Genomic DNA, 13154 nt, shown 5'->3' on the forward strand with positions numbered 1-13154 from the left:
CCTGAAACTTTCGTAAGTCGCTGGTCCGGCGGAAGGCTGCGCCGATGCGACGGGCGGAGGATGCCTTCTCGGGCAAGGGACGTCGCGGTTCAGCCAACGTGAATCCGGGGACGGCGCTGCGGGTCGGGTTCGTTCTGGCGGATGATTTCCCGGACCACGGGGGCAGTGTCACCTTGGCCGAGGAGCAGGTAGCGCATCAGATGGGTCAGCGGATTGCCCTCGGACCATTCAAAGTAGGCCTGCGGCATGACACCGGTCGCATCGCGTAGTGCCAGCAGGACGGCGGCCAGCGCGTTGGGCGCGGCGGGGCTCTGAGCGCGCAGAATCCTGTACCCGCCGATCTCAACTCCGTGGACGTGGAGGGTGTCGCTGAAGCCGGAGGGGTCTTTGATTTCTACTTCGAGGAAGATGACGTCGGCGCTGCCGGGGACTGGGTTTATGCCGCGTTGAAGGACTTCCTTGCTGGAGTATTCCGCGATACCGGTGGCCGGGGGTTTGTGCGCAATCAGGTCCAGCCGTCCATCGAATTCCAGGGACTCGCGGATGAAGCGGCGGGCTTCGTCGTCGAACACTATGCGGTCTGCGCGCAGCTCGGTGGTTCGGGAGACCCGGGAAACCAGGGAGATGACCACGATGCCGGCGATGAACAAGAGCGAAATTGCCAACCCTTCGGGTTTTGCGAGGATGTTGGCTGTCAGGGCGTAGACCAGCACCAGCGTCAGCCCGGTGAACGCGGCGGCAGCGGACCGGCGCCGATTCCGGTACGTGGCAATTGCGACGGCCGCCGAGGCAGAGACCATCATGGCCAGGATGCCGGTGGCATAGGCCCCGGCTTGGGCGTTCACATCGGCCCTGAACGCGATGGTGATGATGATGCTCACGCCGGTGTAGACCAGGACCACCGGGCGGACCGCGCGGCTCCATTCCGGGGCCATGCCGTAGGAGGGCAGGTAGCGGGGCACGATGTTGATCAGCCCGGCCATGGCCGAGGCGCCGGCGAACCACAGGATGAGGATGCTGGCCAGGTCGTAGACGGTGCCGAATCCTTCGCCGAAGCGCTCATGCGCGAGATAGGCCAGCGCACGGCCGTTGGCCTCGCCGCCCTCGGCGAAGGCATCGGCGGGGATCAGCAAGGTGGTGACGACACTGCTGCCCAGCAGGTACACGCTCATGATCAGGGCCGCGGCTGTGAGCAGCTTGCGGGTATTGCGGATCCGGGAGGCGAGCCGCTCCTCGGGAGTCCGGCCTTTCGCTGCGACGAGAGGCATCATGCTGACGCCGGTTTCGAAACCGGAGAGCCCCAGGACCAGGAGCGGAAAGGCCAGCAGGGCGGGAAGAACCATCCCGCCTAAGCCCCCCGGCGTCGTGGTGAGGAGATCTGTCCAGTCCGCGACGAGGCCTGGCGTGGTCAGGATGTCGAGCAGACTGGTGCCGATGATGGCTGCGTTGAGGACGAGGAAGATTGCCACCAGCGGGACCGCGACTGCGACCGCCTCGGTGAAGCCGAGCAGGAAGACTCCGCCGAGGATGAGCAGCAGCACGATGGTCACCGGTACGGCGTGGCCGTGGAGGAACGCGGGAGTGTGGGGGTTCTCCAGCAGATGTACCGTGGCGTCCGCCGAGGAGAGCGTGATCGTGATGATCCAGGAGGTTGCCACGAAGCCCAAAAGGATGAGGACAAAAACTTTCCCACGCCAGAAGGGCAGCAGATGCTCCAGCATGGCCACCGACCCCTGGCCATGCGGGCTGGTCTGCGCCACCCGGCGGTACATGGGCAGCATTCCGCCCAAGGTCAGAATGACGATCAGCAGTGTCGCGAGCGGCGAGAAGGCGCCGGCGGCCAGCGCCGCGATGGCCGGCAGGTATGACAGGGTGGAGAAGTAGTCCACACCCGTCAGGCACATGACCTTCCACCAGGGCTGCTGAATGTCATTGGTTCCCGGGCTTGCCGGTCCGACGGGTTGAACAACGTGGGCGGTAAGCCAACGGGCCACGCCATGGGACGGCTTTTGACGGCCGGTAGGGCGGGGCACGCTCTCCGGAATGAAGTACTGGGTAGACGCACCCACAGTCGTCTTCTCTCTTATACGGTTCCTGACGCGATTGATCACACTACTCCGGCAGAGGCGGCCAGAGAGCGAAAAACAGCAGCCGACGGCGTTAAGAAATCATCAAAATGTCCGGGTAGCTGGGCGGGGCAGGTGAGCGGGGCGGGGAGGCCCTCGGCTTGCAGAGGCGGTGAGAATGGTCTTTATGGGCAGAGGAATACTGCGGATTTTTCTTGGCGCGGCGCCGGGCGCCGGGACCACTTACGCGATGCTGACCGAAGGGCTGCGGCTGACCGGAGATGGCGCCGATGTGGTCATCGGCGCGGCCCTGCACCGGGGCCGGCCGGAAACGGCTGCCCTGTTCGCGGACATGGAAGCAGTTTCGGATGCCGGCCCGGAGGGCGTTCAGGAGCTGGACCTGCACGCCGTTTTGTCCCGTGCTCCGGAAACGGTGCTTGTGGATGACCTGGCTCAGGCCCACGGAGTGAACGGTGGGCGCAGGCTGGTATGGGAGGACGTCGATGGCCTGCTCGACGCAGGCATCAATGTCATGGCGACCCTTGAGATTGCGCGACTGGAGTCGTTGGGTGACGTGGTTGAAGCCATTACCGGCGTCCGGCCTGACGAGACGGTGCCGGACGCCTTTGTCCGTGGTGCCGGACAGATTGAACTTGTGGATGTGGATCCCGGACTGCTCCTTGACCGGGTGGCAGCAGGCAAGGTGGTTCCGGCGGAAAACGTGGATGCGGCCCTGGCGGGATATTTCCGCTTGGGGAACCTGACGGCATTGCGGGAGCTGGCCCTGCTGTGGCTGGCGGACCGCGTGGAGGAGGGCCTGAGTGATTACCGGGCGCGCAAGGGGATCGAGGCGGTCTGGAACACTCGGGAGCGGATCGTCGTCGGCCTTTCCGGCGGGCCGGGAGGGCAGTTGCTCGTGCGACGGGCGTTCCGAATGCTCGCCGGCAAGCTTGGCGCCGAGTTGCACGCCGTGCATGTGCGCTCCTCGGTAAGCTCCCGGGAATCACCGGGGGAACTGGACGCCCAGCGTGTTCTTGTGTTGGGGCTGGGGGGAACGTACCACTCGATCGGAGGCGATGATCCTGCCCAGGCGCTCGTTGCTTTCGCGCGCAGGACCGATGCAACACAGATCGTCGTCGGCGCCCCCGGACGGAAGCTGCGGTTGCGCCGCAGCGTCGGCCAGCGCCTTCTGCGCCTTGCAGGGGACGTCGACGTTCATCTGGTCGGTCACGGACGCAAAGGTGCGGCCAGTTCCGTCAGGACGGGCCCGTCATCGCTGGGCAGAGGCCGGATGATGGCCGGCGCCGCTATGGCGTTGCTGCTGCCGTTCATCCTCCAGGCGGGACTTAGTCTCTGGCCGCACAGCCACTTCGCCACCGATATGCTCGTGCAGCTGACCGGGACCATCGCCGTAGCGCTGGTCGGCGGGCTCTGGCCGGCCGTGGCGGCGGCAGTGCTCAGCAGTGCGATCGTGAATTTTTCCGCTCTGCACCCCATCGGCACCATGGGCATCAGCGATCCTGAGAATGTTCTGGCCCTGCTGATCTTCCTGGCCGTCGCGATCGCGGTTTCGCTCGTCGTTGGGCTCTCGGCAAAACGCAGCCGGGCGGCAGCCGCAGCCGGGGCCGAAGCTGCGGCTCTGGCGGAGCTGAGCCGCAGCACCCTTGCCGTCCACTACACCATCGGCGAATTTTTGGACCGGATCCGCGAACACTTCCAAAGCAGCGGTGCCGCGTTGTATGCGCGGGATGAACGCCAAGGCAAAACCCGGGCATGGCAGCTGGTGGCCAGCACCGGCAGAGTCGATGAAGACCTGAACGGCAATGAGAACGTCGAGCAACTTGACCCATCGCATGCCCTGGCGCTCTCCGGCCGCCCCCTCAGCCAGCAGGAACGGCACCTGCTCACTGCCTTCGGCGCCCACCTCATGGCCCTCCTGCAACGGGACCAGCTCCGGGCCAGCCGCCGCGACATCCTGCGGCTATCCGAAGGCAACCAGATGCGCACCTCGATCCTGCGTGCGGTCTCGCACGACCTGCGCACGCCGCTGGCAGGGATCAAACTGGCCGTCAGCAGCTTGCGCCAAGACGCCGTGGAATTCGACCCGGAGGACGAGGCCGAGCTACTGGCTACCATCGAGGACTACGCCGACCGCCTGGGCCTGCTGGTAGGAAATTTATTGGACATGTCGAGACTGACGGCGGACTCGGTCACGCCTTTGATCCGGCCCGTCTACTGGGCCGACGCCGTCGCAGACGCCCTACGCGGAATTCCCGAGGAAGCCGTGCGGGTGGACTTGCCGGACAGCCTGCCCCCGGTTAACGCTGATCCGGGCATGCTGGAACGCGTGATTGCCAATGTCGTTGAAAACGCCGTGAAGTACGCCGGCGGGTCCGATATCTTCATCACTGCGGTCACCGGTACGGGCAAAACCTCGGTGAACGGGAAACCTGCCGGCCAACTGCGCATCATCGACCATGGCCGCGGCATCCCGGCCACTGAGCTGATCAATATGTTCCAGCCATTCCAGCGCCTCGACGACACGCCGGCGGGGACCGGGGTCGGCTTGGGACTGGCTGTCGCGAAGGGCTTTACCGAAGTTATGGACGGGCATCTGGACGCCGAGGAAACCCCAGGTGGAGGGCTGACCATCGTCATCACGATGCCGCTCTCAGCGCGGGCCTGAAGTACATTCGCGGAAGGCCGCTGTCCGGCGTAGGAGACGCGTTAAGATTTGGGCCGTCCGCGTGAAGAAACCGTTAAGAACGGCGCCCGGGGTCCGGTCTTGGGTTTTGCTGGGCTTTGGGAGGGCCAGCCGGGCCTTCTACACCGAAAGTTGGAATACGCATGGACGCGGACCTTTGGTGGGAGATTCTGCCGGTTCTGGCCGCCGGCGGCACCGTGCTGGTGCTGCTGATCCGTTCTCTGGTGCGCATGAAGAAGGGCAGCAATTGGTGGTGAGGAGGTGCCTGTCCGCGGACCCAGGAGACACAATAGAGCTCAACCGACGGGCGACGGTCGGCTTCCGGTGGCGTGCGAGGAGGAGACGGGACAGGCATGACCAACGTCTTGATCGTCGACGACGAGCCACAGATCCTGCGTGCGATGCAGATTAACCTCCGGGCGAGAGGCTACCGTACCTACATTGCAGCTACCGGAAGCGAAGCGCTGACGGAAGCAGCCAAAGAGCCTATCGACTTGGTGATCCTGGATCTGGGGTTGCCTGACATGGATGGGGTGGACGTGATCCGCGGCCTACGCGGGTGGACGGATATACCCATCATCGTGCTGTCCGCTCGGCATGCCTCAGACGACAAGGTTGAGGCCCTGGATGCGGGTGCTGACGACTATGTCACCAAGCCCTTCGACCTGAATGAACTCTTAGCCCGGCTTCGTGCCGCAGACCGGCGGAACGACAGCAGTCTCCAAGGCGCGTCGATTGGCACCGCTGACTTTGAGATCAACCTTAGCGACAAGCGGGTTGTTCGGGACGGACAGGCGGTCCGGCTGACCCCGAACGAGTGGAACATCCTGGAAATTTTGGCCAGAAACCCCGGCCGGCTCGTATCGCAGCAGCAGATCCTGACCCACGTGTGGGGGCCCGCTTATCTAAAGGAAACCCAGTATCTGCGCGTCTACATCGCTCAGCTCAGACGCAAGCTTGAACCTGACTCGTCCAGACCGCGCTATCTCCTCACCGAAGCAGGGATGGGCTACCGCTTTGAACCAGGGGCGCCCCCTTGAAACGGCTGTGCCGTCTCGAGACCGTCCGCCCCTCTTAGGTTTTATGACCAGAGGCCCTTTGCCCCCTGATCGGGCAGCCCTATTTGTCGAACCGTGAACGTGAAGGATGCCGCCGGAACCCGCGCTCAACCCTGTTTTATACTCAGCGGTGCGGCCACTCCGACCGAGCCGCAACCAGAGTGGCGTCGAGCGAAATTTTGTCCCGGCTAGTCGCCGCGTCCGGCTTCGGTACTGATGCACAGCCGGTTCCCTTGGGCATCAGTGGCCACTACCCACACGGGCGCATGTTCATCATCGAGTGTTGCACCAACGGATACCAGAGCATCCAGATTCGAGGCGCTTTCGCTGAAGGGGACAGTGATGTCCAGGTGAAAACGATTCACATTCGGGCTCTGGGACTCCTGAAACCAGATGGCCGGACCCCTGCCATAGGGATCGGTCAGGGTTCCGTCTTCCTGCATCTTGTAGCCCAGTGCAGTTCGCCAGACTTCCGAAATGGCCTCCGGGGTTCTCAATGTCTTCGTGCCCAAGGGCACGCCGCCGGCCATCCTCGGGCTGGGGCGGACGGGTCGCGGCGGTGATTACCATTCCCCATAGATCCGGATCAGCGCACGTTTTGCCGCGGTGTACGGCTCAGCCGAACCGGTGAGGAGCGAACGCGCATTGGCCGCCTCAAGAAATGCCGTCGTCTCGAACACCAGTTGATTCACGTCTACTTCAAGGAGTTCCCCGATGTCGGCCGCAGCCTGGATTTCCGAGGCCAGCAAGGAGCGCCATTCACGAACCGCCTCCGCCACCGCTTCCCTCACCGGACCAGATTTGGAATCGAACTCCGTGCTGGCGGCCGCAAAGAAACATCCGCCGACAAAGACCCTATTGCGGCTGTAGGAAAGCCAAGCGTCAAGAAGGGCGCGAAGTCTTTCGAGCCCGGGTGCGGCGTTGACGGCGGGAGCTACGACCGCCGCGATGAAAACTTGTCTCGCTGCCTCAACCGTCGCGATTTGCAGTTGCTCTTTAGAACCGAAGAGGGCAGCTACTCCACTCTTGCTCAGAGTCGAACGAGATGCCAGGCCGCCGATCGAAAGGCCCGCAAGCCCCTCAACCGAGGCCATGTTCACAGCTTCCTCTAAAACAGTTTGTCGCGATTTCAGACCTCTGGCCGCTCTGCCATCCATATTTACCTCTCTTCTCCAAGAAAATCATAGTGTACGATCGTTCGTATTCTTACCGGCTCGCGTATAGCCCCCCGGATTTCCGCCATTGGTAGACCTGCGCGGGGCTGCCAAAAGTCGGCCCGTTGATACTCAAGATTCGAAGGACGACCCCATGCAGACAACCCTGACGCATATCGGCACCGCAACGATGCTTGTCGAATTCGGCGGCCTCACGTTCCTCACAGATCCGGTGTTCAACCCCGCCCCTACTGAGTACAAGTTCGGGCCCCTGGTCCTGCGGAGCACTAACAAACCGGCCATGTCCGCTAGCGAACTTCCACCAATTGATGCCGTGCTGCTCAGTCACGACGAACACCCGGACAATCTAGATGACGCCGGCAGGAGGTTGCTGGAGGGGAAACCCGTCTTGACCACCCAGAGCGGGGCGGGACGGCTGGGTGGCCAAGCAGTTGGTGTGGCGCCTTGGGCCAGTCACACGGTCGCCGTGGGAGAGAAATCCGTGATCATTACAGCGACGCCTGCCCATCATGGCCCCGTTGGTGACGTCATTGGATTCATCCTCCGGATTCCGGGGGAAGAAAAGGTCCTTTACATCTCCGGCGATACCACCTATGAAAGCGACCTTGACCAAATCGGCGACCTATTCTCGATCGGAGTAGCAGTGCTGCACCTTGGCGCGGCGAAGTTCGCCATACTTGGGGACCAGATGGTCAGTATGGACAGTTCGAGCGCAGCCAAGTTTACTGCCGTCCTCGCCGCCGACGCCGTAGTGCCGATCCATTTCTCCTCTTGGGAACACTTCACTGAAACGGAAGATGAGATCGCGGCTTCATTTGCGGAAGCAGGCCTGACTGACCGCCTTGAATGGCTCACCCCCGGGGTGCCACGGATCCTTGAGGTCTGATTCCGCGAGGCAGCCCCTTCCGGCCTCACAGAGACTATAGCCACCGGTGAACTCCAAGTCGCTGGAATGAAGCACTGCGATCTTGACTCCGCCAACTTTGGGCGGCGACATAGGGAGTCAAGATGCAGGAAGCCTCTGAAAACCTTCAAACGACGGCGTGCCGGGCCTGTCAATAGCGCAGTTATTCGAGTCTGCGGCAAGCCAAGATTTCAAGGCTTCCCAGCTCAGCAACCGCGATGCCGGAAAATGGAAACGGATCATGATCGCTTCGGCAATAGGAGCCGCGCTTTTCAGCCTGCAAGCTGTCATCTCCGCACTGCTCGGCGGTTTCTACGTGACGGTAGTTGTGGTTCCGCTTGCCGTTTTCTTTCTTGCCATGAGTGCTGCAATTTGGTTGATGCTGAGGGCGCGGACGAAGTCACTGGGGAAAGACCGCTAGCCGAACTCAGCCACGAGGCCCCCGTTACTCCGAGTGGAGCCTAAATAATCGCTTCTGACTCATCACGCGCGTGCATAAGCTCTAGCTCATTTTTGTTGCAATGGGTGACCGGCTGATGCGACTGGCGGGCGGGCAACTCCCGACCTTGAGAAGCGAAGGTCTTGTTGCCTCCGGAACGAACGCCACTAACCCCGTTAAGCCAACGGCCCCGCCTCAGCGGCGGGTGGGGAGGACCGTCGTCGTGACGGCCACGGCCTGCGGGGTGCGGGGGAAGGGACTGAATCCGAAGCGCACGGGCGGATCCACCGGCGCGAGGGGCCCGAGGCCGGCCCCGTTCCAGCTCGCCACGGCGCGCTCAACGCTACGGATGGAGCGCACGCCATAGTACTCCCGACGTCCGCCTCCGGCGGAGCCGGCGGTGGCCACCCCCGGGAGCAGGATCCCCGCGGCGCGGTTCACGGCTGTCAGCCACGCCGGGTGGACGGCGATTCGGACGGGGACCAGTTGCAGCATCCAGCCCAGCGCTGTCACGGGGCCCAGGTCGGCGCGCAGTTCCAGCGGGCCGCCGGAAACGCGGAGGACCAGTACGGCGGTCCCGGGTTCGTTCCCCGGTTCCGCGCTCCGCTCCCCGGCGGGGCTCAGGCTGGCGTCCAGCGGCGCCACCACCACCTCATCGAAGCGGTAGGTCGCGGACACATAGTCGGCGACCGCCCGGTTGGGGGCCAGCAGCGTCCGCAGCCCGTCGCGGTCCTCGGTCATGACGTCCGTGAAGGCGCCGAGCGGCGAGTCCATCCAGTGCCCGACCACCAGCCGGCGTCCCGCGCTGGTGCCCAGACCCGCGATGAACCCTGTAAAGCGTTCCATCCGGCTACCGTACGGCTCCGGCCGGCCCCGCCGCACGCCGTTGCGTAAAATCGACGTCGCCACCGGCACTCACCTGACGTCAGGTTGGGTGTACCCTAACTGGCAAACACGCGGAACGCGAGCCAGTCTCCCAATCAGGACCACTCACGATACCCGAGGATCAAAGCAAGGAGCCGTGTGTCAGCTTGGAGTTGCCGCTGTGAAAGGCTGCAGTTATGGACAACTCATCCCGGGAACATGACCTCGTTCTCTACGGAGCGACGGGTTTCGTTGGCCGACTGATCGCCGGCTACGTCGCGGAGCATGCACCGGCCGGCATGCGAGTCGGACTCGCGGGCCGGTCGAGGTCCAAACTCGAGGCGGTTCGGTCGCAGTTGCCGGTCGCGGCGCACGGATGGGCCCTCATCGAAGCCGACTCGGAGGACGCGGACTCGATCGCTGCCCTGGCCGCGGGCACGCGCGTGCTCCTCACAACCGTCGGTCCATACACGAAACACGGATTACCTGTCGTCGACGCCTGCGCAGGGGCCGGTACCCACTACGCCGACCTCGCGGGTGAGGTGTCCTTCGTCCGGGAGGCGATCGATCGCTACGACGCTCTGGCCATGACGAGCGGGGCCCGGATCGTGCACTCCTGCGGCTACGACTCCGTGCCGTCCGACCTCGCTGTATTGCTGCTTCATCAGGCAGCAGAAGCCGATGGCGCTGGCGGTTTGGTCGAGGTTCAACTCGTCGCTACGGCCAAGGGTGGCATCAGCGGAGGCACGCTCGAGTCGATGCGCGGGCAGCTCGACACGATGCGATCGAGCACCGCCCTGCGGTCATTAGCCGCGGACCCCTACGCTCTGAGCCCCGACCGCACAGGGGAGCCGACGACACAACAGCCTCCTGACGCCGGTCCTGTTCGCCGTTCCGATGACGGCACCTGGACCGCGCCTTTCATCATGGCCGCGGTCAACACTCGGATAGTGCGCCGCAGCAACGCATTGCAGGGTTGGGCCTACGGCCGCTCCCTTCAGTACGGCGAGGTGATGGGGGTAGCCCGCGGACCGGCAGGAGCGGTCATCGCCAGGGCAATGGCACTCGGGCTCAGGGCATTCACGGGCGCGATGGCGTTTCCGCCGACCCGGGGAGTGCTCGACCGCTGTCTTCCGGCACCAGGTTCGGGTCCGAGCACCCGCACGCAGCGCGCGGGCTGGTTCCACTCCCAGGTAACCGCCCGCACCGAGAACGGGCACCGATACCAGGCGATTGCCGCTGGCCCCGGCGATCCCGGCTATGCCGCCACGGCCGTGATGGCAGGGGAGACTGCACTCGCTCTTGCCCTCGACGGTGACCGGCTGCCGACTGCGAAAGGGTCGCTAACACCGGCCACTGCACTCGGCAACGTGCTCATGCAGCGACTCCGTGCGGCCGGCCACACTTACCAGGTAACCAAACTCGCCTGAACCCAGATCCTGCAGGTCCCCTGATAACGGGGCAATCATTGACTGGACCAGTCCGACTAGCGGCGCGATGGGATTTCGCCGAGGGAGTATGCCAGGGTCATCTAAAGATCGCGACCAGCGATGCTTCCAAATCGGCTTTCAACTACCCTGGGCCGCCCCGGCGCGCACCTTCACGCGCTTAGTCCAGACCAGCACTCTGCTCCAGGTCGTGGAGCCCTTGAGCAGCCAGGTGTTGGCCCAGCCGACCATGACGCAGGCATTCGGATGTGGCAGGCATACTGTGCTGCTCACCCGGAGACGGTAGCTGCGGCCCCGGAATACACAATTGAACACTTCGGTGATACGCAGCGGTTAGCTGATGAACTTCTCGCTCATGTCCTCAGCGGAAACAAACGCGCGACGGCGGAGCCCGTTGCGGACTTCATAGCGCGAGGTGACCAGGTGCCCCGGATCGGGGTCACACTGGATTGCCTGTGATGGGAACGGCACTCCGAGCATCATCATTCGCACTTGAACTGCGCATTCGTTCTTTCAAAAGTGCTGATGCTGCTTTCGCCCGCGACGAAGGCGAGGACGATTTGAGCCTAGACAGTTGGCAGCGTGAGCACCGCCGCTACTGGACTCGCGTATCAGCAGCCCAAGGGCGTCAATGGGCAGAAACCGACGAGATCGTCTTCGAACGATTCAAGGTGGTTTGGCCACCTCAATATGCAGATTCGGCGCAATAAGTCAGCCGCACGTTGGCTCGTAGGGGATTCCCCAAATGGGACAGTAATGAGCCCTGATAGAACGGGATCGCGGCCGGCGTTTCAGCTGTCTTTTTCGGCTTCTTTGCCAGACGCGAGATCCAGAAGCTTCGTCATGAGTATCCGACGTCATAACATCCGGTTGGCGTTCTACCTGCCGCCTTCCCCGAGGCAGATCTGGTACTTTGCCTGGCAGTACGCGCAGCGGCGGGCCCCGAAGAAAGGCGAACTCATGCACCCGGAACTTCAACGCTACTCGAGGTCAGCAGACCACCTAGACAGGGTGAGCGCCAAAACATCGCTGTCTTTACGTGAGGGCATCAGCAACATCCTGTCGTGGCAACCGATCTGGCTAAAGGCGCTGTTCGTGGCTCGTGGTGTGCTGGCCCGCGTCATGCGGCTCGAACACCCATCCGGCCGTACGAACCGCGCACCTCGCCCGGCAGAGATTAGCCTCCGCCCCGGTGGCAGACTCGCCTTCTTCACGGTTTCCGCAAGCAAGGAAGACACCTACCTGGTGCTCACCGCCGAGGACACTCATCTAATCGCGCACCTCATCGTCGAGGTCGAGCCGACCGGAACCGAACCCAAGAACAATTTCCAGATCACTACCGTCGTCCATTACCGCCGTTGGACGGGGCGGCTCTACTTCAACTTGATTTGGCCTTTTCACAACTTCATCATGCGCCGCATGATCACTGCAGCACTGGTGCATCCCCCGGGTTTTCTGAAGAACTTCCCAAGCCGATGACCGTCTAAATGCCAGGCAGGTGTATCGATACAGAATTCTCAACCGGAACATTCACGAGCGCACAACTGCATTTAGGCGATTGTTCTGCTATCGGCGTTCGCGGAGGCAGGGACGTAGGGTTGTAAACCCTGTTTGGGGTTCCCAACCTCGACCATTTAGCCTCCAGTCCACAGGGGAATCATGAGCGCAAGCAGCAAGAGCAGCAGCAATGCGCCGAGGGTAGACGGGATCCAGTACCACTTGGACATCTGTAGTCCGAATAGTGAGAACACCACGGCACCGGCTACGGCGACAACCACCAGCGCGTTGTCGGTGACGAAAAAGAGGACCAGCGAAACCAAAAGCACAACCGTCGCCGCTATTGGTCCGGCAGTAGGTCGCCGCTCTGGGGTAACGACTGCCGCCATGGCCTCACCTTTCATTTACTCGCATTATGCCTGTTCACTTGCGCCTAGCGCTTCCGCCATTCAGTCCACGTCGGTGATGATTGCCCTATGATCAGTCAGCGAGCCACACCCTTCCGCATCATCCTCGGAGCCCTTGCTGTTGGGGCACTGCTGGCTCAGCTGCTGATTGTTCCGCAGGTCGCCGCAGAGTACGCCGGCGCCTACCCCGAGGTTGCGTACCTGGCGCCCCCGTACGTCACGGCAATCGTGATTGCCATCGGCGGTTTCGAGGTGGCCTTGCTGGCGTCCTGGCAGCTGCTTTCGGCCGCGGTGGCGGGCAACGTGTCGACCAATCGGTCAAAGCGATGGGCCACCGTCATGGCGGCTTCGCTATGCTTCATGTCGCTGATCTTTGCAGGCGTTTTTGTCCACGCTGGAAGCGTCGCAAACGTCGGCGGACCACCGATGTTGTTCGGACTGCTGGTCTCTCTCGCCCTTGTGCCCGCTGCGTTCAGTGTGAGAGCCAAGGCACTGGGGTTTCTAATGGGAAACGACGTCCACGAACGTGCTGTCGCGTGACTGGAATGCCCCGGGCCTGCGCTCCCGGGTAACGACGTCTTTTCCTCCGGTG

13 protein-coding genes and 1 pseudogene are annotated in these 13154 nt (G+C 63.0%); 8 read left to right on the forward strand and 6 right to left on the reverse strand.

What is annotated here, in order from left to right; all coding sequences use genetic code 11:
- Positions 1 to 89: 89 nt before the first annotated feature.
- Positions 90 to 1904: an APC family permease gene (locus AC5RUH_RS06460; protein ID WP_494128174.1), complete on the reverse strand. Its 1815-nt coding sequence runs from the start codon at positions 1902 to 1904 to the stop codon at positions 90 to 92.
- A gap of 349 nt (positions 1905 to 2253) precedes the next feature.
- Here AC5RUH_RS06460 and AC5RUH_RS06465 point away from each other — a divergent pair, with 349 nt between their 5' ends.
- Positions 2254 to 4752, forward strand: coding sequence for an ATP-binding protein (locus AC5RUH_RS06465; protein WP_494128175.1), 2499 nt, complete (start codon positions 2254 to 2256; stop codon positions 4750 to 4752).
- 371 nt (positions 4753 to 5123) lie between these two features.
- A complete protein-coding gene (locus AC5RUH_RS06470) occupies positions 5124 to 5810 on the forward strand; it encodes a response regulator (RefSeq protein ID WP_494128176.1) in 687 nt (228 codons plus the stop codon).
- A gap of 206 nt (positions 5811 to 6016) precedes the next feature.
- Here AC5RUH_RS06470 and AC5RUH_RS06475 read toward each other — a convergent pair whose 3' ends face one another.
- Positions 6017 to 6340 carry a VOC family protein gene (locus tag AC5RUH_RS06475; protein WP_494109175.1) on the reverse strand — a complete coding sequence of 108 codons (324 nt, stop codon included), beginning with the start codon at positions 6338 to 6340 and terminating at the stop codon, positions 6017 to 6019.
- Between the two features lie 51 nt (positions 6341 to 6391).
- Positions 6392 to 6922, reverse strand: coding sequence for a TetR/AcrR family transcriptional regulator (locus AC5RUH_RS06480; RefSeq protein WP_494128177.1), 531 nt, complete (start codon positions 6920 to 6922; stop codon positions 6392 to 6394).
- Positions 6923 to 7136: 214 nt separating this feature from the next.
- Here AC5RUH_RS06480 and AC5RUH_RS06485 point away from each other — a divergent pair, with 214 nt between their 5' ends.
- Positions 7137 to 7889, forward strand: coding sequence for an MBL fold metallo-hydrolase (locus tag AC5RUH_RS06485; RefSeq protein WP_494128178.1), 753 nt, complete (start codon positions 7137 to 7139; stop codon positions 7887 to 7889).
- Between the two features lie 157 nt (positions 7890 to 8046).
- Positions 8047 to 8328 (forward strand): hypothetical protein, encoded by a 282-nt coding sequence (locus AC5RUH_RS06490; RefSeq protein WP_493999548.1) that lies wholly within the window; start codon positions 8047 to 8049, stop codon positions 8326 to 8328.
- Between the two features lie 213 nt (positions 8329 to 8541).
- On the opposite strand, the gene AC5RUH_RS06495 is transcribed toward AC5RUH_RS06490, so the two are convergent.
- Positions 8542 to 9192: a hypothetical protein gene (locus AC5RUH_RS06495; protein WP_493999549.1), complete on the reverse strand. Its 651-nt coding sequence runs from the start codon at positions 9190 to 9192 to the stop codon at positions 8542 to 8544.
- A gap of 215 nt (positions 9193 to 9407) precedes the next feature.
- Here AC5RUH_RS06495 and AC5RUH_RS06500 point away from each other — a divergent pair, with 215 nt between their 5' ends.
- Positions 9408 to 10640: a saccharopine dehydrogenase family protein gene (locus tag AC5RUH_RS06500; protein WP_494075993.1), complete on the forward strand. Its 1233-nt coding sequence runs from the start codon at positions 9408 to 9410 to the stop codon at positions 10638 to 10640.
- A gap of 138 nt (positions 10641 to 10778) precedes the next feature.
- On the opposite strand, the gene AC5RUH_RS06505 is transcribed toward AC5RUH_RS06500, so the two are convergent.
- Entirely contained in the window at positions 10779 to 10931 is a 153-nt protein-coding gene (locus AC5RUH_RS06505; RefSeq protein WP_494023188.1) for a hypothetical protein, read from the reverse strand.
- On the opposite strand from AC5RUH_RS06505, the pseudogene AC5RUH_RS06510 reads away from it, so the two are divergent.
- Positions 10905 to 11368, forward strand: a pseudogene (locus AC5RUH_RS06510) (ASCH domain-containing protein). The gene AC5RUH_RS06505 and the pseudogene AC5RUH_RS06510 overlap by 27 nt on opposite strands.
- A 133-nt stretch (positions 11369 to 11501) precedes the next feature.
- Complete coding sequence (locus tag AC5RUH_RS06515) at positions 11502 to 12137, forward strand: DUF2867 domain-containing protein (RefSeq protein ID WP_494128179.1); 636 nt, start codon at positions 11502 to 11504, stop codon at positions 12135 to 12137.
- 155 nt (positions 12138 to 12292) lie between these two features.
- On the opposite strand, the gene AC5RUH_RS06520 is transcribed toward AC5RUH_RS06515, so the two are convergent.
- Complete coding sequence (locus AC5RUH_RS06520; protein ID WP_494128180.1) at positions 12293 to 12544, reverse strand: hypothetical protein; 252 nt, start codon at positions 12542 to 12544, stop codon at positions 12293 to 12295.
- Between the two features lie 87 nt (positions 12545 to 12631).
- Here AC5RUH_RS06520 and AC5RUH_RS06525 point away from each other — a divergent pair, with 87 nt between their 5' ends.
- On the forward strand, positions 12632 to 13102 hold the full coding sequence (locus AC5RUH_RS06525) for a DUF2975 domain-containing protein (protein WP_494128181.1): 471 nt from the start codon (positions 12632 to 12634) through the stop codon (positions 13100 to 13102).
- Positions 13103 to 13154 lie beyond the last annotated feature (52 nt).

Source organism: Arthrobacter sp. Y3223166, assembly GCF_059090935.1.

What these genes read in the sequence shown, in the direction of transcription:
- AC5RUH_RS06485 (WP_494128178.1), top strand. Translation starts at nt 7,137, where the DNA reads ATGCAGACAACCCTGACGCATATCGGCACCGCAACGATGCTTGTCGAA.
- AC5RUH_RS06460 (WP_494128174.1), bottom strand. Translation starts at nt 1,904, where the DNA reads ATGTGCCTGACGGGTGTGGACTACTTCTCCACCCTGTCATACCTGCCG.
- AC5RUH_RS06520 (WP_494128180.1), bottom strand. Translation starts at nt 12,544, where the DNA reads ATGGCGGCAGTCGTTACCCCAGAGCGGCGACCTACTGCCGGACCAATA.
- AC5RUH_RS06470 (WP_494128176.1), top strand. Translation starts at nt 5,124, where the DNA reads ATGACCAACGTCTTGATCGTCGACGACGAGCCACAGATCCTGCGTGCG.
- AC5RUH_RS06515 (WP_494128179.1), top strand. Translation starts at nt 11,502, where the DNA reads ATGAGTATCCGACGTCATAACATCCGGTTGGCGTTCTACCTGCCGCCT.
- AC5RUH_RS06465 (WP_494128175.1), top strand. Translation starts at nt 2,254, where the DNA reads ATGGGCAGAGGAATACTGCGGATTTTTCTTGGCGCGGCGCCGGGCGCC.
- AC5RUH_RS06525 (WP_494128181.1), top strand. Translation starts at nt 12,632, where the DNA reads ATGATCAGTCAGCGAGCCACACCCTTCCGCATCATCCTCGGAGCCCTT.
- AC5RUH_RS06480 (WP_494128177.1), bottom strand. Translation starts at nt 6,922, where the DNA reads ATGGCCTCGGTTGAGGGGCTTGCGGGCCTTTCGATCGGCGGCCTGGCA.
- AC5RUH_RS06500 (WP_494075993.1), top strand. Translation starts at nt 9,408, where the DNA reads ATGGACAACTCATCCCGGGAACATGACCTCGTTCTCTACGGAGCGACG.
- AC5RUH_RS06495 (WP_493999549.1), bottom strand. Translation starts at nt 9,192, where the DNA reads ATGGAACGCTTTACAGGGTTCATCGCGGGTCTGGGCACCAGCGCGGGA.